Source organism: Segatella copri, assembly GCF_026015625.1.
Classification (GTDB): domain Bacteria; phylum Bacteroidota; class Bacteroidia; order Bacteroidales; family Bacteroidaceae; genus Prevotella; species Prevotella copri_H.
In genome coordinates, this window is sequence record NZ_JAPDVG010000001.1 from 1,641,784 (window position 1) to 1,658,411 (window position 16,628).

At 47.6% G+C, this 16,628-nt stretch carries 17 protein-coding genes; 8 read left to right on the forward strand and 9 right to left on the reverse strand.

The genetic code is table 11. The annotated features are described in order from the left end of the window. From ONT19_RS07330 to ONT19_RS07340, 3 genes are all read left to right on the forward strand, one after another. Nucleotides 1-561, forward strand: a complete 561-nt coding sequence (locus tag ONT19_RS07330; protein WP_264952835.1) for a DUF5675 family protein — start codon at nt 1-3, stop codon at nt 559-561. 323 nt (nt 562-884) lie between these two features. Then, the gene (locus tag ONT19_RS07335) at nt 885-1,838 is read left to right on the forward strand and encodes a phage antirepressor (RefSeq protein WP_264952834.1); all 954 of its coding nucleotides are present in this window, start codon (nt 885-887) and stop codon (nt 1,836-1,838) included. A 279-nt stretch (nt 1,839-2,117) separates the two neighbouring features. Then, nucleotides 2,118-3,482 (forward strand): MATE family efflux transporter, encoded by a 1,365-nt coding sequence (locus ONT19_RS07340; protein ID WP_264952833.1) that lies wholly within the window; start codon nt 2,118-2,120, stop codon nt 3,480-3,482. Nucleotides 3,483-3,612: 130 nt separating this feature from the next. Here the strand turns inward: ONT19_RS07340 and ONT19_RS07345 are convergent, their stop codons facing one another. The 5 genes from ONT19_RS07345 to nusB all read right to left on the reverse strand — a co-directional run bounded on the left by ONT19_RS07345 (nt 3,613) and on the right by nusB (nt 7,118). Next, nucleotides 3,613-4,062 (reverse strand): DUF5606 family protein, encoded by a 450-nt coding sequence (locus ONT19_RS07345; RefSeq protein ID WP_117692165.1) that lies wholly within the window; start codon nt 4,060-4,062, stop codon nt 3,613-3,615. Nucleotides 4,063-4,073: 11 nt separating this feature from the next. Next, on the reverse strand, nt 4,074-4,646 hold the full coding sequence (gene coaE, locus ONT19_RS07350; RefSeq protein ID WP_181985914.1) for a dephospho-CoA kinase: 573 nt from the start codon (nt 4,644-4,646) through the stop codon (nt 4,074-4,076). 44 nt (nt 4,647-4,690) lie between these two features. Next, nucleotides 4,691-5,671, reverse strand: coding sequence for a CdaR family protein (locus ONT19_RS07355; protein WP_264952832.1), 981 nt, complete (start codon nt 5,669-5,671; stop codon nt 4,691-4,693). Further along, nucleotides 5,664-5,978: a preprotein translocase subunit YajC gene (gene yajC, locus ONT19_RS07360; RefSeq protein ID WP_117587171.1), complete on the reverse strand. Its 315-nt coding sequence runs from the start codon at nt 5,976-5,978 to the stop codon at nt 5,664-5,666. Before yajC ends, ONT19_RS07355 begins: the two co-directional genes overlap by 8 nt. A 78-nt stretch (nt 5,979-6,056) precedes the next feature. Then, nucleotides 6,057-7,118 (reverse strand): transcription antitermination factor NusB, encoded by a 1,062-nt coding sequence (gene nusB, locus ONT19_RS07365; RefSeq protein WP_264952831.1) that lies wholly within the window; start codon nt 7,116-7,118, stop codon nt 6,057-6,059. Between the two features lie 284 nt (nt 7,119-7,402). On the opposite strand from nusB, the gene ONT19_RS07370 reads away from it, so the two are divergent. From ONT19_RS07370 to ONT19_RS07380, 3 genes are read left to right on the forward strand one after another with little or no spacing between them, the layout of a single operon-like run. After that, nucleotides 7,403-8,008: a 50S ribosomal protein L25/general stress protein Ctc gene (locus ONT19_RS07370; protein ID WP_118152051.1), complete on the forward strand. Its 606-nt coding sequence runs from the start codon at nt 7,403-7,405 to the stop codon at nt 8,006-8,008. 51 nt (nt 8,009-8,059) lie between these two features. Further along, a complete protein-coding gene (pth, locus tag ONT19_RS07375; protein ID WP_264952830.1) occupies nt 8,060-8,632 on the forward strand; it encodes an aminoacyl-tRNA hydrolase in 573 nt (190 codons plus the stop codon). A 48-nt stretch (nt 8,633-8,680) separates the two neighbouring features. After that, on the forward strand, nt 8,681-9,103 hold the full coding sequence (locus ONT19_RS07380; RefSeq protein ID WP_022121567.1) for an RNA-binding S4 domain-containing protein: 423 nt from the start codon (nt 8,681-8,683) through the stop codon (nt 9,101-9,103). A 42-nt stretch (nt 9,104-9,145) separates the two neighbouring features. Here ONT19_RS07380 and ONT19_RS07385 read toward each other — a convergent pair whose 3' ends face one another. Further along, the gene (locus tag ONT19_RS07385; RefSeq protein ID WP_006847295.1) at nt 9,146-9,268 is read right to left on the reverse strand and encodes a hypothetical protein; all 123 of its coding nucleotides are present in this window, start codon (nt 9,266-9,268) and stop codon (nt 9,146-9,148) included. A 272-nt stretch (nt 9,269-9,540) separates the two neighbouring features. Here ONT19_RS07385 and ONT19_RS07390 point away from each other — a divergent pair, with 272 nt between their 5' ends. Further along, nucleotides 9,541-10,071: a porin family protein gene (locus ONT19_RS07390; protein ID WP_040552888.1), complete on the forward strand. Its 531-nt coding sequence runs from the start codon at nt 9,541-9,543 to the stop codon at nt 10,069-10,071. A gap of 154 nt (nt 10,072-10,225) precedes the next feature. On the opposite strand, the gene ONT19_RS07395 is transcribed toward ONT19_RS07390, so the two are convergent. Continuing rightward, nucleotides 10,226-13,195 (reverse strand): TonB-dependent receptor, encoded by a 2,970-nt coding sequence (locus ONT19_RS07395; protein ID WP_264952829.1) that lies wholly within the window; start codon nt 13,193-13,195, stop codon nt 10,226-10,228. Between the two features lie 217 nt (nt 13,196-13,412). On the opposite strand from ONT19_RS07395, the gene aroB reads away from it, so the two are divergent. Further along, nucleotides 13,413-14,459, forward strand: coding sequence for a 3-dehydroquinate synthase (gene aroB, locus ONT19_RS07400; RefSeq protein WP_264952828.1), 1,047 nt, complete (start codon nt 13,413-13,415; stop codon nt 14,457-14,459). 33 nt (nt 14,460-14,492) lie between these two features. Here the strand turns inward: aroB and ONT19_RS07405 are convergent, their stop codons facing one another. Together ONT19_RS07405 and ONT19_RS07410 are read right to left on the reverse strand one after the other, a co-directional pair. Next, nucleotides 14,493-15,476, reverse strand: coding sequence for an AMP-binding protein (locus tag ONT19_RS07405; RefSeq protein ID WP_264952827.1), 984 nt, complete (start codon nt 15,474-15,476; stop codon nt 14,493-14,495). Further along, complete coding sequence (locus tag ONT19_RS07410) at nt 15,473-16,600, reverse strand: o-succinylbenzoate synthase (RefSeq protein ID WP_264952826.1); 1,128 nt, start codon at nt 16,598-16,600, stop codon at nt 15,473-15,475. Before ONT19_RS07410 ends, ONT19_RS07405 begins: the two co-directional genes overlap by 4 nt. Nucleotides 16,601-16,628: the final 28 nt, after the last annotated feature.

A 16,628-nucleotide genomic window follows, 5' to 3' on the forward strand; every position in this document is an offset into this window, starting at 1 on the left:
ATGCTGATAGTTTTAAAACGTATAGCGAAGAAGAAGACCTACACGATAGGTCGCCTTTACATCCTGAAGGATGAGGATGTGAAGAAGCGCACGATTGAGAGTGTGAACAAGTGCAGGGGGCTGAAGACGGTGTGCGAGGTGCCCCAGGAGAAGCTGAATGCGGACTCGTATTTCTGTGATACGATGGAGCCGTGCTGGCGCAATCTTCTGGGTGTGGAGCTGAGTCCTGCCGAGGAGAATGTGCGGTTGGGGCGTGTATCGGGCAAGAAGGCGCAGAAGATGAAGGGCAAGACGGCGATACCTGAGGGTACTTATCCGCTGGTGATCAGCAAATCGCCGAGTTTTAAGATGTGGTTGCCGCTGCTGCTGGGTGTCCCCAATTTTGAGGGCATCCGCATTCATGCCGGCAATTATCCCGATGATACGCAGGGTTGCATCCTGGTGGGTGAGAACCGTGTAAAAGGCATGGTTGTGAACTCCCGCATCTGGCTCCACCGCCTCATCAATGCCATCACCGCTGCGAGAGACAGGGATGAGAGCATTTGGGGAACGATTTTGTAATGATTAGTGATTAACTGAACTTTCGCATGTGGTTCAAGTACGGGCTGAAGGCCCAAAAGCTTCTAGCCCAGGGCATCGCCCTGGGTATAATGGCAATCAGTAAGGCGCCCTGTAAGGGCAAAAGCTTTATGTTTTGCCTGGAGTTTTAAAGCTTTTGCCCTTACAGGGCGACAGGTTTGCGTCCGTAATTACCCAGGGCGATGCCCTGGGCTAGGAGCTTCTGCCCTTTCAGGGCGTGTGGAGCTTACATGCGAAACTTCAGTGATTAATTTTTAATACATTTTTATATCATGGAAAGAAATTATAAAACAAAAAAAGAAGAGATGAAGAATGAAAAGACAGCGGGGAATGCTGTCGTGTTTGAAAACCCTGAATTCGGTAAGATTCTTACTCAGACCGATGAAAACGGGGAGCCTTTGTTCTGTGCGAAGGATGTCTGCGATATACTGGGGTACAAGAAATCTTATAACGCTGTATATCAGTTCGTTAACCCACATGACACCTTAAAACAAGGGGCATGGGTAGTGACAGGTATTAAGAAGGATGGAAGTGAAGCTAAGCGATGGTCTCAAGTGCTTTTCGTCAACGAGAGCGGATTCTATGCTTTGGTTCTCGGGTCCAAGCTTCCAACGGCGGTGAAGTTCAAAAACTGGGTTACTTCCGAGGTGCTGCCACAGATTCGCAAGACGGGCGGTTATATTCCGGTAAAGCAGGGCGAGAGTGATGAGGAGACGATCCGGCATGCTGAAGAGATTCTCAGAGCTACACTCAAGGAGAAGGAGAATCTGCTGAAAAACCAGCAGGTGCAGATTGATCAGCAGAAGAAACTCATCGGAGAACAGGATACGGAGATTCGTCGGCTGAACGGTGTGGTGGACGAACAGGTGGTTTGCATCGCCAAGAACGGTGAGAACATCATCCAGTTGGAGAATCAGGTGGATCATCTTCTGCCGAAGGCGCTCTACACCGACAATGTGCTCAACTCTGTTTCCTGCTATACCACCACGCAGATAGCGAAGGAGCTGGGTATCACGGCACAGGAGTTGAACCGCCAGCTCTGTGCCCTTCATATCCAGTACTACCAGAGCGGCCAGTATCTTCTCTATGCTGATTATGCCCACATGGGCCTGGCGAAGAGCCGCACCCGCTACTCTACCCTCCCCGACCCTCACTGCGATGGGGCACAGGAGAAGCTGGGCACCGCCTACACCCACACCTACCTCGTATGGACAGAAAGAGGAAGGAAGTTCATACATCTATTAAAGGTAAAAAAGTAAAAAGGTAAAAAGAGCCTAGCGGGGGTAAGCTAGCTAGGGCTCTTTTTACCTTTTTTAGGAGGACCAGCGATGGAATCGCTGGGGACGGGGGCAGGAAGGGGGAAAGCCTCTTCCTGCCCCTTTCTGCCTATTCCTGCCCCGTTGCGCCCCGTTCCCAGCGATTCCATCGCTGGTCCTCAAAAAAAAAGGGGAGAAAAATTTGGTAATTAGTGAATAAAGCCGTAACTTTGCATGCTCTTAAGCAGAATAAAGGAAATAGATTAGTAATTAAAAGCAAATATGAATAATCATACGACATCAATAACGACGAACAAGAAACATCACTACCGGGAACTGCTGGCTATCGGCATTCCTATCATCATAGGACAGCTGGGTACCATCATCCTGGGATTTGCTGATACGCTGATGATTGGCCATCACAGTACACCCGAACTGGCGGCTGCCGGACTGGTGAACAATATCTTCGGTCTCGTTTTCGTATCCTATATGGGATTCACCTACGGACTCACTCCAATCATCGGACGGCTCTACGGCGAGGAACGGACCGACTGCATCGGACAGAAAGTGCGCAATGCCTTCTGTGCCAACATGCTGACGGGCATCATCTTCACCCTCGCCCTCATTGTGCTCTACCTGAATCTGGGGCGCATCGGACAGCCTGAAGAGCTGCTCTCACTCATCCGTCCTTACTTTCTGGTAAACCTCGCCTCGGTGCTCTTCATGGGCATCTTCTTCACGATGAAGCAATTTCTTGACGGACTCGGACAGACCAAGGTGGCGATGTGGGCGATGATTGGCGGCAACGTAATCAATATTCTGGGCAACTGGGTACTGATTTACGGTGTGGCGGGCTTCCCAGAACTGGGATTGCTGGGAGCCGGTATTTCGACGCTGGTGAGCCGTATTCTGATGGCACTGGCGATGGTGGGCATACTGATGACGGGCAAGAATTTCGGGGAATACAGACGCGATATTCTGCACAGTTCTCTGACCAAGGCTGACTTCAGGGAGATGAACCGGTTGGGCTGGCCTGTGGCGCTGCAGCTAGGCATGGAATCGGCTGCTTTCACGCTGAGCTGTGTGATGGTGGGCTGGCTGGGAACCATTCCGCTGGCGGCTCATCAGGTGATGATTACCCTCTCGCAGCTCTTCTATCTCGTGCTTTCGGGCATGGCGGCTGCGCTGGCTATCCGCGTGAGTCATTTTATGGGTCAGAAGGACTACGGGGCAGTTCGCCGCAATGCCTACGACGGTTTCCGGCTGAACCTGCTGTTCTCGCTGTGTATGGGTTTGCCGGTGCTCCTGCTTCGCCATCAGATAGGTGGCTGGTTTAATGATAATGTGGAGGTGCAGGCGTATGTGGCTACGCTGATTATCCTGTTGATGGTATATCAGTTTGGCGACGGACTGCAGTATACCTTTGCCAACGCGCTGCGCGGCATCGCCTGTGTGAAGCCGATGGTGCTCTATGCCTTCATCGCCTATTTCGTCATCTCCTTGCCGCTGGGCTACACCCTAGGTTTCCCTTGCGGCCTAGGCATTCTGGGCATCTGGTTAGCCTTTCCGTTTGGTCTGACCATAGCGGGAGAAATGTATCGCAGAAGATTTGAGAAGGAACTGAAGAAGATTGAAAAAGAAAAGTAAAAAAGAAAAGTAAAAAAAAGAAAGAAAAGAGAGAAAGAAGATTGAAAAAGAAATAAATGTACGAAAAAGGCTCCTGCAAGTGTTGCAGGAGCCTTTTTTATTGTTATATGCTAACTCTGATAAATGATTCTTATTCAGCAGTTTGCTCAGCACGATCATCTACGTTCTCACCCTCTGTAGGAGCGAGAGTAGCCTTGAAATCGGTGATGCCGTACTTAGCAAGAATGTTGTACCACTGGAGGAGCTTCTTGATATCGCTGTCGTGAACACGGTCGCGATCGTAGTTAGGAAGAACCTCAGCAAAATAAGCGTGGAGCTCAGCAACAGGCGCCTTCTTGTAGTTGAAAGTGCTAGGCTTGCCCTCTTCCTTCTTGCTTACGCTGTCGAGCACTTCCCAGAGTGGCACCTCATCAGCATCTGTATACATAGCGATGTCACCAAGGCTTGTTACACGGTCGGTAGCGAAAGCTGGGATACGCTTGTGAGTCTCATCGAGTGTTTCTACGATGAGGTTTCTGTTACCTCTTGATACCAATTTATAAAGGCCTGGTTTGCCTGCAATTGAAAGGATTGTTTCCATTGTCTTTTCTATTATTCTTTATTATTAATGATATCCAATAATTTCCTTACCTGTGCTTCGATATCCTGCTCGCCATCGTTCACGATTTCGAAATCGGAGCGGGCTGCAAGTTCTTCCTGCGGCATGACGGCATCTATCCACTGCTGCGCCTTCTCTGCCGGGATATGGTCGCGCTGCATGATGCGCTGGATGCGGACCGGGACGGGAGCCGTTACGCAGACCACGAAATCGAGGTGGATACGGCGGTAGAAACCGCTATCGAAGAGGATGGCACTCTCCATCCACTCATAGCTGCTCTGCTCGAAATCGCGCGCCACAGCCGGATGAACTACATCGTTGACAGCCTGCTTGTTAGCCTCGCCAGCCAGCAGAAACTGAGCCAGCACGGGCTTCTGCAAAACGCCCTCTGCGCTGTAAACCTGCTCGCCCACCAGCTTCTTCAAACCAGCCTGCAAGCGGGCATCGGTGCGCATGAGCCGCTTAGCCTCAGCATCGCAGTCGTAGACCCGGATGCCCTGTTTCTCCAATATCCGGCACACATAGCTCTTTCCGCTACCTATACCGCCCGTTATCGCTATCTTCATCATAGTAGAAAAACTATCAACTATAAACTATCAATTATCAACTATCATTGCTGTTCCAGCAGATAATCTACCGTTTCCAGTTCGAGATGCGCCTTGCTCACCGAGCGCGGCACGCTGCGCAACTGGAGTTTGCACTTGTCAGAAGGGTTGTTAGCCAGATCGTTATAATCTACTACCACCTTAAACTGGCTCGGCTTGATGGTTCTGAAGAGGCTGGCTCCGATGGTGAATTTTACCGCCACTTTAGACGGGAAGGTACGGAGCACCATGTTATCAGGCATGTTGATGGCCGTAACAGGCACATCGACCGACTCTTCGGTAAGCACATCAGGATATACCGCCAGACGCACCATCTGAGGCACAATCTTCATGCCACGTATCTTCTTGATAGGTACGTTGCGATGAATGGTATCCTGCAGGTTGCGCAGGTTGAACGGCTCGATTTCTACCGATTCCAACTCATCGAGCTGCTTCTTGTTGGCATAAACCGTAACCGTAGACGGCAGGAATTCGGTATGTGCCAGATAATAGCTCTTGCTGGTTGTAATCTTACCTCTGAACACCACAGGCACTCGCTTGGAAGAGCCGTAGGTGAAGAAGAAATCGTATTTTGCCGGCTTGATGGAGATCAGTTTGGTAGAGCCATAGAGCAGGGATGCCACCTGTTTCTGCACATCAGCCATCGGAATCTGTCCCGTTCCCGTTTCCTCGTCGGCATAATTGGCAAACCGGAATGTGAGCGGATGAATCTTGCCTCCGTAAGCATAGGTAACGAGTGTGAATCCCTTATCGCGTACCGTAATATGCACGGTATCAGGGAGTTCGCCGGTTATCACCGCATTGCGGGGCACGCCGGTTAACTGCACAGGAATATTGAATTCTCTCTCGGTAGTCTCATTGAGCGTCATCATCAGCCAGAAGATGCCGCTGAGAGCGAGAAAGAACAAAAAAATCAGAAACTCCTTATTCAGACCACTGAACAGGAAGTTTCTGACAGCTTTTAATATGCTCTTGATACTATGCATTAGGTGTCTGACTAGCTGCATCAGCAAACACGTAGCCCTTAGCTACAGTGATTACCACGCCACGAGCTATCTCAACATCAACGGTATTAGCCTCGAGGTTAACACGCTTAACAGTGCCGTAAACACCGCCGCCTGTAACCACCTTGGTACCCTCTGCCAAAGCATTCTGGAACTTGCGGATTTCCTTCTGCTTCTTCTGCTGAGGACGGATCATAAAGAACCACATGATAGCGAAGATAGCTACCATCATGATGAGAAAACTCATGCTGCTACCACCGGCAGCTGCTTGCAATACTAAATTTGTCATGTCGTTAAAGTATTATCTATTATTATTTTATGTTCTATATATAAATAAGGTGTGACCTGTAAGAAAGGCCTCCGTTATTTACTCACCCTTGCCCGGAGCGCGGTGAATGCGCGGACGATGGCCAGCTGGGCGCTGAGAAGCTGGGCGCTGGTTGCCGGCATGTTCGCCGTGCTGTGCATGCGGCTTACGCTCAGGCATCTCCTTCTGGATGAGGTTGCGGCTGATGAGCTCGCGGCAGATGCTGTCGAGCATACCGTTAACATAACCGCCGCTTCGAGGAGTGCTGTATGCCTTGGCGAGTTCTACATACTCGTTGATAGTGACGGTAGCCGGGATGCCAGGGAAGTTCATCACCTCAGCGATGGCAATCTGCATGATAATCACATCCATATAGGCAAGACGTGAGAAATCCCAGTTGCGCAAAGCCTCGCTCATATAGCGCTGGTAGGTATCGCAGTTGAGGATGGTAGCACGGAAGAGCTTGCGTGCAAACTCTCTGTCTTCAGCATCCTTATATTCCGGCAGCAATTCCTGCTTGGCCTTAGCTTCCGGGTCGAAACGCTTGATAGTCTTCAATACGAAAGTATCTATGATATCCTTGTCATCGTTCCAGTAGAGGCTCTTCTCCTCGAGGAATGCATCAAGCTCTTCATTATTCTGAATGAACTGCTTGTAGATGCGGCGCCATACCTCACGGTCGCGGCTGTACTCGTCGAGATCGGCGAGTTCCTCATCAATAGCACCGCTGACATAATCAGCATAGAGATCACTAGACGTAATCGCAGTATACACTTTGCGCACCATTTCGATATCCTCATCCCAGTTGGAATGCTTAACATCTATCCATTCGAGCAGCATCTTGTTCTCTTCGAGCTGCAGAGCGAACTTATTGAATGCGAAACGTGGTGAAGGTTCCTGCTCACCCTCTCTCTTGGCACGGGCTACATCTACATCGTAGCGCTTGCGTGCCTCCTGGGTGATGGCAACGATGAGCTGCAACATGTAGTTGTACAAATCGTATGACTTGGAGAGACTAAACATCAGCTCCTTCTCAGCGTTCTCCATGTTATGATCGCTGTTTTGATAGTATGCGTAGGTTAACTGCACAATCTTACGTCTTATCAAATCCCTATTAATCATTCTCTAATGTTTTTAAAAGATTCATTTATTAAATTACCTAATACGCTTGCAAAAATACACATTAAATAGGTAATAGACAAGAAAACGGGCAAAAATTTCAGTTTATTTAAGCAAAAAATTGTATTTTCAATATTTTTTCTGCATATAAAACATGTTTTTCGGCAAAAAGTTTGCTCATTCCAAATAATTTTCGTAATTTTGCACCCGCTTTAAGCAAAGCTAATCCGTGTGATGGCGAGTTAAGGCACATTTTTTATTAATAACTTAATTTAGAGTAACACAAAATGAAAGAGATTAATGTAACAGGTCAGAAGCGTACAGACCTTGGCAAGAAAGCTTCTAAGACATTGCGTAAGGAAGGTTTTATCCCATGTAACCTTTACGGTGAGAAGAAGGGCGAGAACGGTGCTCCTGAGGCTATGTCATTCGCAGTTCCATTCGCTGAGTTGCGTAAAGTTATCTACACTCCTCATGTATACGTTATCAACCTCATCATCGACGGTGAGAGCCACACAGCTATCATGAAGGAGATTCAGTTCCACCCAACAACAGACGCTCCTCTGCACGTTGACTTCTACGAGGTTAACGACCAGAAGCCTATCACTATCGGTATTCCAGTTAAGTTGACAGGTCTTGCACAGGGTGTACGTGATGGTGGTCGTATGAACCTCTCTATCCGTAAGATCAACGTTACAGCTCCTTACCAGGTTATTCCTGAGCACCTCGATATCGACGTTACAGAGTTGAAGATCGGTAAGAGCATCAAGGTAGGTGACCTCTCATTCGAGGGTCTCGAGTTGGCTACAAGCAAGGCTGTCGTAGTTTGCTCTATCAAGATGACACGTAACGCTCAGCTCGCAGCTCAGACTGCTGAGGAAGAAGAGGCTTAATCACTGAGTCATCTAGAGATTTTACGAACCTGAGTAAAGCATTATCAAACATTGGATAAATATTTGATTTGTGGGCTTGGTAACCCTGGCGATGAATACGCCGGCACCAGGCACAACACAGGATTTATGGTATTGGACGCTTTTGCTAAAGCGTCCAATATTCATTTTGAGGATAAGCGATATGGCTTCGTAGCCGAGACTACGCTCAAGGGAAGAAAGATTTTCCTGCTCAAACCTACCACATTCATGAATCTCAGCGGTAATGCGGTAAGATATTGGCTGAATCAGGAAAAGATTGACCAGAGCCGACTGCTCGTTATCAGCGATGAGCTAGCCCTGCCTCTGGGTGCTTTCCGACTGAAGGCGAACGGCAGCAACGGCGGACATAACGGATTGAGACATATCCAGCAGCTTATCGGTCAGAATTATGCCCGCCTGCGCATGGGCATCGGCAACGATTATCCGCGTGGCGGCCAGATAGACTGGGTGCTGGGCAAATATTCTGAGGAAGACATGAAGCAGCTGCAGCCGGCCATCGACCTGGGTGTAGAGATTATCAAGAGCTTCGTCCTTGCCGGTATCGACATCACCATGAACCAATACAATAAGCTAGGAAAGAAGTAATTATAGTGATTAATTATTAGTGATTAATCTCCATAAGCATTAGAAATCATGAAAGAATCAGCAAGAATAGACAAGTGGCTCTGGGCTGCCCGCATTTACAAGACCCGCAGCATTGCTGCCGATGCCTGTAAGAATGGTCGCGTCATGGTGGGAGGCGTAACGAGAAAGCCTTCCTTCATCATCAAGCGTGGCGATGTGGTGAGCGTAAAGAAAGCCCCTATCACCTACTCTTTCGAGGTTCTCGACTGCATAGAGCAGCGCGTAGGCGCCAAGATGCTGTATGGTGTCTATAAAAACGTAACCGACCCTAAGCAATACGAGCTCCTGGAGATGAGCCGTATCAGCGGATTCGTAGACAGAGCCCGAGGCACTGGTCGCCCTACAAAGAAAGAACGCCGAGCCCTGGATGCCTTCGTAGATCCCGCCATGTTTGGATTTGACGAAGAAGACTGGGACGAGGATGAAGAATAAAAGAATCCCCTATACATCTTTTACACTGTATAGGGGATTTTTTTATTCCCATTGAGCATTCTTCTTTTGCTGGCTCTTTTCGTGAATAATCAACCCGACAGCAAAAAGACAAATCAGGATGAGTGCTCCACAAATCATTGCGAAATTAATTTCTTGTGTAGTCATAATTATTTTCCTTTCTTTTTTACTTTGCAAAGATAAAACATTTTAAGATACGATGCAAGAAAATTGGGATAATTATTGCTAAAAATATACGAAATAGAAACTTATATGTGATATTTGGCTACTTATTTTAAAATAAAGCTTAAAATATTTGGAGCGAATAGAGAAAAAACATACCTTTGCACCTAGTAAAAATGATGGAATCAGCAACACACTGATAACTAATCATACTCTATATGAGCATTATAAACTATTAATTTAAAATATTAGAGATTATGAAAAAATTATTCGTTATGGCAGCTATGGTGCTGTCTTCAGTAGGTGCTTTCGCACAGCAGGCTGCAGGTACAACAACTATTCAGCCTAAGGTAGGTTTGAACGTTTCTACTATCGCTGACGGCGATTGGAAGGCAGGTTTCGCAGCCGGTGCTGAATTGCAGTATCAGGCTACAGACAAGTTAGGTCTTGCTGTTGGCGCTCTCTACTCTGCTCAGGGAACAAAGTCTGATCACGTAACTTGGACTCCAGGATATATCAACGTACCTGTAACATTGAACTACTATGTAGCTCAGGGTCTCGCTCTCAAGGCTGGTATTCAGCCAGGTTTCATGGTAGGTAAGGATGATATGCCTGACGAGCTTGTTAAGACATTCGACCTTTCTGTACCAGTAGGTCTCTCTTATGAGTATTCTAACCTTGTATTCGATGCTCGCTACAACATCGGCTGCACAAAGGTATTCAAGCACTCAGACGAAGGTTACAACAACGTAATCCAGATTACTGTAGGTTACAAGTTCGCTCTCTAATCGAGAACTCTTGATAAGACAAAATAACAATCCCCGTTCTTCATTACGAAGAGCGGGGATTTTTTTTCTCGTCATATCTGTTTGAAATAAGCCTCACGTAAACATGAAGTGAGGCTTACTATCGTTTAAAATGAAGCTTACTTCATTTTCTTTTCTAGAACATTCTGCCGCCTGGACGACCACCGCCAAAACCGCCATTGAATGGACGGCCATGGAAGTTTGGACGGCCACCAGGACCACCAGGACCTTCAGGTCCACCCCTACGGGCATCCTTGCCTCCGAAGAGATTCAGGCGGTAAATCACGTGCAGCATCGCATAGCTGTTGATGGCATTATACTCCGTATCCGTGCGGGATGTAGCAGAAATGGCACGAGAGAAGGTGCTCTGCTGGCGGAGAATATCGTAGAACTGCAGCATGATGGTAAGAGGCTTGCCCTTCAGGAAACCCTGAGAGAGCTGCGCATTCCATACAAACTCATCCGTATTCATGCTGCTGTCGCTATAACCGCGGCGGCTGCTGATAGAGAGGCTTGAGTTCAGACTGGTACCCCAAGGCGCTGTAAGCGTCATGCTAGGACCATAAGAGAACTGCCAGGTATTGAGGTTGCTGGTTGGCTGGAGCTTGTTCTTTGCCTTGTTATAAGTCAGCGTTCCGTCGAGCGAGAATTCAGCCCAGTCGTTACGATAGCTCAGAGAGAGATTCTGGCGCCATGTAAGGCTTCGGGTGGTATTCTTCAGTGAACTTGAATTCTGGTCAACACTCAGATAGCTCACATAATTGTTATAGTTGGCATGGGCTCCGGTATTGATATTCCAGACGCCCGCACTATCGATAGAACAGTTGAACATGAAGGCTCCCATCACATTCCAGTTGCCATTGATATTCTCTGGGGTTGTGGTGCGTCCACCCGTCTTCTCGTCATATTCTACCTTATTGCTGATACTGTTTCGGGTGGTAGAGAAGTTGACAAACGTCATGACACCCTTGTTATGATTCTGCACGAAGTTGTTGTAGAACAATCGGAAGTTCTGCGTAAACGAAGGCTTCAAGCCAGGGTTACCCTTCGAGATGTTCAGCGGGTCGCTGTCATCCACTACATTCAGCAACTGCGAGATGCTTGGCTGCGAGGTTGTACCGCGATAGTTGATGCGCAGGTTGCTCATCTTAGAGAAGCGGTAACGGAAATCGAGCGTAGGACTGAAATTAGTGACTGTGCGGACGGTATCCGTATGATTGCCCATATAATCGTAGATGAAGTTGGAGCGCTGTGGCTGAATCATCACACCGAAGTTGAGATTATACTTATTACGGATGAATCGCATCATCACCTGGATATCGTGAGTATAGTTCTTATATTCAGAATACTTGCTCAGGTCATCATCCTTGGTATCCTCCCAATTGTTTCCTACCCTGTCGAGATAGCTGCCCCAGGTGCGGTAAACAGGAGTGATGCCATCAAAGGAATAATCATCAAAACGGTAGGTGCTGCGATCACTCTTGGAATAGCTGTAAGTAAACTTATAGCTGAACTGCAGGAAGGTAGCCTTCCAGAGCGGTTCACTATAGGTAACCTGACCCGCATAGCTGTAATCCTTGGAAGGTGTCAGGTTATAACGGTTGATATCTGATGCGTTTTTGCCCTGTTCCAATTCCGCAAGATAATAGCGGGTATTCTTGAGCGAGATGCTCTTGCTGTCCTTATCTGTATACTTGGCATCGGCACGGAACGTGATATTACGGCCCTGGGAGTTCAGCTTGCGGTTATACTGCAGCATACCTTTCATATTGTTATTATCTGAATAGCTCAAGCCGCTGTTTTCCTGGCTGTTGACCAGTTTCTGGAGTTCATTCAGTTTACTCTTGCTTTCACCCGTAGAGAGGTCTTTCAGGAAAGCATCCTGAAGCGGATCATCTACATACTCGTAAGGATCGTCATTAAACTGGGCAGACAATCCGGTATTTCTGCCGTCGCTGGTATTCCAGGAGATGGAAGGACGGAAGAGGATATTGGTCATGGAATCAGGCATCCACTCCAAGCGGATGTTGCCGTTCCAGCTGTTGCTGCGGGAGAAATTCTGAGTCAAGCTGTTGCTGAACGAAGAGCTACTACCCATGAAGTTCTCGCTGGAACGACGGCTCCAAATATCGCCATCGCTGTGATTCCAGCGAAGTGAAGTATTGAACTTGAATTTATCTTTCAGTTCGTAATTGTAGTTGGCAGCAATCAGCTTGCTGGCATTCAAACCGTTAGCACCTCCGAAGCCTCTGCCGGGGCCACCGCCTCCGAAACCACGGTCGCTGGTGTTATTGGCATTGGCAAAGAGCATGAATCGGTTGTTATCACTGAAATAACCTCCCATGCCACGCATATTGTAGCGGCTCTTGTTGCCCACGCCCAGGTCGATATTGGAAATCAAACCTCTGTTCATACCCTTCTTCACACCGAAATCGAGCACGGTCTGCTCCTCACCATCATCAATACCGGTCACCTTAGAGAGATCACTCTTCTCATCGTATGCCTTGATTTTCTCGATGATGCTGGTAGGCAGGTTCTTCAGGGCAGTCTTGGTATCGCCCGTCATAAACTCCTTGCCATCTACGAGAATCTTCTTTACCTCCTTACCATTGATTTTGATGGTACCGTCATCGCTCACCTCTGCACCCGGCAGACGCTTTACGAGTTCCTCTACTACCGAGCCTTCCGGTGTGCGATAGGCAGAAGAATTGTACACGAAAGTATCCTCCTTCAGGGTTACCTTCTGAGCCATAGCTGTTACCACTGCGCCTTTCAGCATGATAGCCTCAGCACCCAGCACAATCTTACCCATAGCCAGATCCTTGTTATCAGAAATTTGGATATGCTTCACGGTAGCCTTGTATCCTACGCTCGAAATCTTGAGCAGATACTTGCCATTAGCCGGAGCGGTGACATGAAAGAGTCCGTTCTCATTACTGATGGCACCAGCCACATACGTGCTGTCGCTCTTAAGCAATTGAATAGTTACCTGCTCAATGGCCTCCTTGGTATCGCGGTCGGTAATCTGACCGGATATCAGTCGCTGCTGAGCAAAGGATGCTATTGCCATCAACAGCAGCAGCATCGTCAGAATCGATTTTTTCATTCTTATTTTTATTTGTTATTATTTCCAACTATGAGTGTTTTCACACATAATCGCTATGATATTCTATTATCATTTTTTGTTACTCGATTGTTTTGACGCGTTAAATACACCAAGGTTTAATGCATTCTGAGATAAAAAACGCAAATTTAGCAACTTTTTTTTTGTATTGTCTCCATTTTAGTGTATCTTTGCACAAAAATTAATACGTTAGAATGTTATGGAACAAAGAGTAATCATATCACCCCAACTGGAAAGCGAACTGGTAAGTGCACTTTCTGAGTGTGAGCACGACAAGCTTTTTGTGCTTACAGATACTACGACATTGGAACTATGCATGCCTGTATTGCAGAATTTTTACTGCATGAAGGAAGCCCATATCATCACTATTCCGGCTACCGACAGCCATAAAGACATCGAAAGTCTGATGATGGTATGGAAAGGACTGCAGGAGGGAGGAGCTTCACGCCACTCCTGTATGATTAATCTGGGCGGCGGTATGGTAACCGACCTGGGTGGCTTTGCTGCCAGCACTTTTAAGAGAGGTATCAACTTTATCAATATTCCTACCACCCTGCTGGCTATGGTAGACGCATCGGTAGGTGGAAAGACAGGCATCAACTTCGGCGGACTGAAGAACGAAGTAGGTGTGTTCAACGATTCTAAGTTCGTTATTCTCGATACAGAATTCTTAAAGACGCTCGATGCAGAAAACATCTGTTCGGGCTATGCAGAGATGCTGAAACACGGTCTGATTTCTACAGAAGCAATGTGGGAAGAACTGGTCAGCTTCGACCTCGACAAGCCTGATTTGAAGCAGTTGCAGCGCATGGTAGGCGACAGCGTGAAGGTAAAGGAGCGCATTGTAGAGCAGGATCCTCACGAGCAGGGCATCCGCAAGGCGCTGAACCTGGGGCATACTTTCGGTCATGCATTCGAGAGCTGGGCTTTGAAGCGCAAGCCTATCCTGCATGGTTACGCTGTGGCATTCGGTCTGATTCCAGAACTCTATCTGAGTGTTGCCAAGACCGGATTCCCTACTGAGAAGATGCGCCAGACCGTAAACTTCATCAAGGAATTCTATGGTACACTGGATATTACCTGCGATGACTATGATGAGCTCATCGAACTGATGCATCATGACAAGAAGAACCAGAATGGCATCATCAACTTCACGATGCTGGGTGGCATAGGCGATATCCGTATCAACCAGACAGCTACGACAGAAGAGATCAAGGAAGCACTCGATTTCTTCAGAGAAGGATAATTCAGCTAAAGAATCTTTCTTCAGAGAATCCCTTTAAAGAAAGATAGAGCGCTTCGGCTTTCCGGTTTCGGTAAGCGGGAGATGCTCTACATGAAGGAATTTCCTTGGAATCCAATATTTATGATCAGATAAGAGGCGGCGAACAGTCGCCTCTACTTTTTCTATCTCCTCATCTTCCGTCAGGAGAACTGCTATCTCTCCAAACTTCCCGTCTTTCTTCTTGGCTATCATGAAAGGTTTTTCGAGATAAGGCTTCAACAGAGCCTCAACCTCTTCTATCTGTATCTTGATGCCTCCGCTGCAAATCACATTGTCTTTTCTGCCTTTGATGCGAAAACGGAGTTTTTCCACCTTATTATATATATAGGATTCTATTTCCACTATATCGTTCGTTACCAGGGGTTCAGCACAGACCTGCGGAGCATCTATCACCAGACATCCTTCATCGGTCTGACTGATTTTCACACTATCGAAAGGCTGGTACCATTCGCTAGCCTCAGCACCGTTAATTCTTCTCAGGGCAATATGCGAGAGCGTTTCGGTCATTCCGTAGGTACTCCAGATGGCAATATCGCCGGGAAGAGCCTTCAGTTTCTGTTCGAGAGCCTCATCTATGGCCCCGCCACCGATAATAAGATGCCTGATGCGGCAGAGACGAGCCCGCTCTTCAGGAACCTGCAGGGTGTTATAAACCTGCATCGGGACCATCGCAGCGAAGGTAATCTCTTCATTTACATCTTTCAAAGGATGCCCACTTGGGCAAACAGAAATAAGATGGAGATGGCGCTCTATACTCCGCACCACCACCATCTTACCTGCAATATAATCGAGCGACATGCAGAGCAGGGCGCTATCACCAGGTTTCAATCCCAGGAAATCACAAGTGATGCGGGCTGAGTTGAGCATTCGCTTCTTCTCTACCATCATCGGCTTGGGCTTTCCCGTGGAGCCACTGGTATGCACCAGCACCCGGTCGCTACCGTTATTCCATTCTGAAAGGAATTCTTCTAAAGTCATTTTACTACAAACAGTTTGTCACCACGAATCTCCAAAGGCATCGGTATATTATCAGTAAAGAGCTGTCCGGTGCCCAAGCCTTGCGGCATCTTGACATTAGGACCATATACTTTAGCTGCATAATGAGCAATAGCATTCAGACCGATATTACTCTCAAGAGCAGAAGTAATCCAGCTGCCGATACCACGCTGGTTAGCCAGTTCTATCCACTCGTTGCATCCATAGATGCCACCATGAAGTGAAGGCTTCAAGATGATATATTGTGGACGAATGGTATCGAGCAGAGCCTCTTTCATGCTTCTCACATTCACACCAATCAACTCCTCGTCTAGGGCGATAGGAAGCGGTGTTTCGCGACAGAGCTGGGCCATCTTAGGCCACTGATGCTGCTTGATAGGCTGCTCTATCGAATGAATGTCATATTTAGCCAAAGCCTCCAGCTGGCTCATCGCATTCTCCGGCAAGAAGCCGCCATTGGCATCTACACGCAACTCAACCTGCTCCTTGGTATAAACATCACGGATGCGCTTGATGAGATCGAGTTCCTTGAAAAAATCGATGGCACCAATCTTCAGTTTCACGCAATGAAAACCCGCCTGGAGCTTCTCCTCCAACCGTGCCAGCATCTCCTCGTAGGTTCCCATCCACACCAATCCGTTTATGGTGATACCTTCTTCACCTCTTCCGAAAGGAGAATCGAAAAGATCTGTCAGGTTCTCCATTTCGGCTGGAACAGAAACCCCTTTCTGCTTCAACATTTCTGAAGAAGAAGATGCTCCTTCAGCAGGAACAATCTCCAAAAACTTCTTTGCTGCATCGAAGAACGAGGCAAAGGCGGTTTCCAATCCGAAGGTGATGCTAGGGTAAGCACGAATCATATCGTAAGGAATGCGTCCCATCTGCTCCACCATCTGACAAACCTGTCGCAGGGTCATCTCATATTCTGGTTTGGCATCGCAACTGAGATCAGGGAGCGTAGCACACTCTCCCACTCCCTCTACTCCCGGCATTTCATCAGAGGTGAGAGTGAGATAATAACTGTGTCTCGTGGTATATACGCCACGAGACGTGCCTGCCGGCTGCTTGAAGTGGAGCGTGCGCTCCGAGATGTCTATCTTATACACTTTATTTAAATGTTAAATGTTGAATGTT

Coding starts and splice junctions, on each gene's coding strand:
- ONT19_RS07330 (WP_264952835.1), top strand. CDS start 1: ATGCTGATAGTTTTAAAACGTATAGCGAAGAAGAAGACCTACACGATA.
- ONT19_RS07335 (WP_264952834.1), top strand. CDS start 885: ATGAAGAATGAAAAGACAGCGGGGAATGCTGTCGTGTTTGAAAACCCT.
- ONT19_RS07340 (WP_264952833.1), top strand. CDS start 2,118: ATGAATAATCATACGACATCAATAACGACGAACAAGAAACATCACTAC.
- ONT19_RS07345 (WP_117692165.1), bottom strand. CDS start 4,062: ATGGAAACAATCCTTTCAATTGCAGGCAAACCAGGCCTTTATAAATTG.
- coaE (WP_181985914.1), bottom strand. CDS start 4,646: ATGAAGATAGCGATAACGGGCGGTATAGGTAGCGGAAAGAGCTATGTG.
- ONT19_RS07355 (WP_264952832.1), bottom strand. CDS start 5,671: ATGCATAGTATCAAGAGCATATTAAAAGCTGTCAGAAACTTCCTGTTC.
- yajC (WP_117587171.1), bottom strand. CDS start 5,978: ATGACAAATTTAGTATTGCAAGCAGCTGCCGGTGGTAGCAGCATGAGT.
- nusB (WP_264952831.1), bottom strand. CDS start 7,118: ATGATTAATAGGGATTTGATAAGACGTAAGATTGTGCAGTTAACCTAC.
- ONT19_RS07370 (WP_118152051.1), top strand. CDS start 7,403: ATGAAAGAGATTAATGTAACAGGTCAGAAGCGTACAGACCTTGGCAAG.
- ONT19_RS07380 (WP_022121567.1), top strand. CDS start 8,681: ATGAAAGAATCAGCAAGAATAGACAAGTGGCTCTGGGCTGCCCGCATT.
- ONT19_RS07385 (WP_006847295.1), bottom strand. CDS start 9,268: ATGACTACACAAGAAATTAATTTCGCAATGATTTGTGGAGCACTCATC.
- ONT19_RS07390 (WP_040552888.1), top strand. CDS start 9,541: ATGAAAAAATTATTCGTTATGGCAGCTATGGTGCTGTCTTCAGTAGGT.
- ONT19_RS07395 (WP_264952829.1), bottom strand. CDS start 13,195: ATGAAAAAATCGATTCTGACGATGCTGCTGCTGTTGATGGCAATAGCA.
- aroB (WP_264952828.1), top strand. CDS start 13,413: ATGGAACAAAGAGTAATCATATCACCCCAACTGGAAAGCGAACTGGTA.
- ONT19_RS07405 (WP_264952827.1), bottom strand. CDS start 15,476: ATGACTTTAGAAGAATTCCTTTCAGAATGGAATAACGGTAGCGACCGG.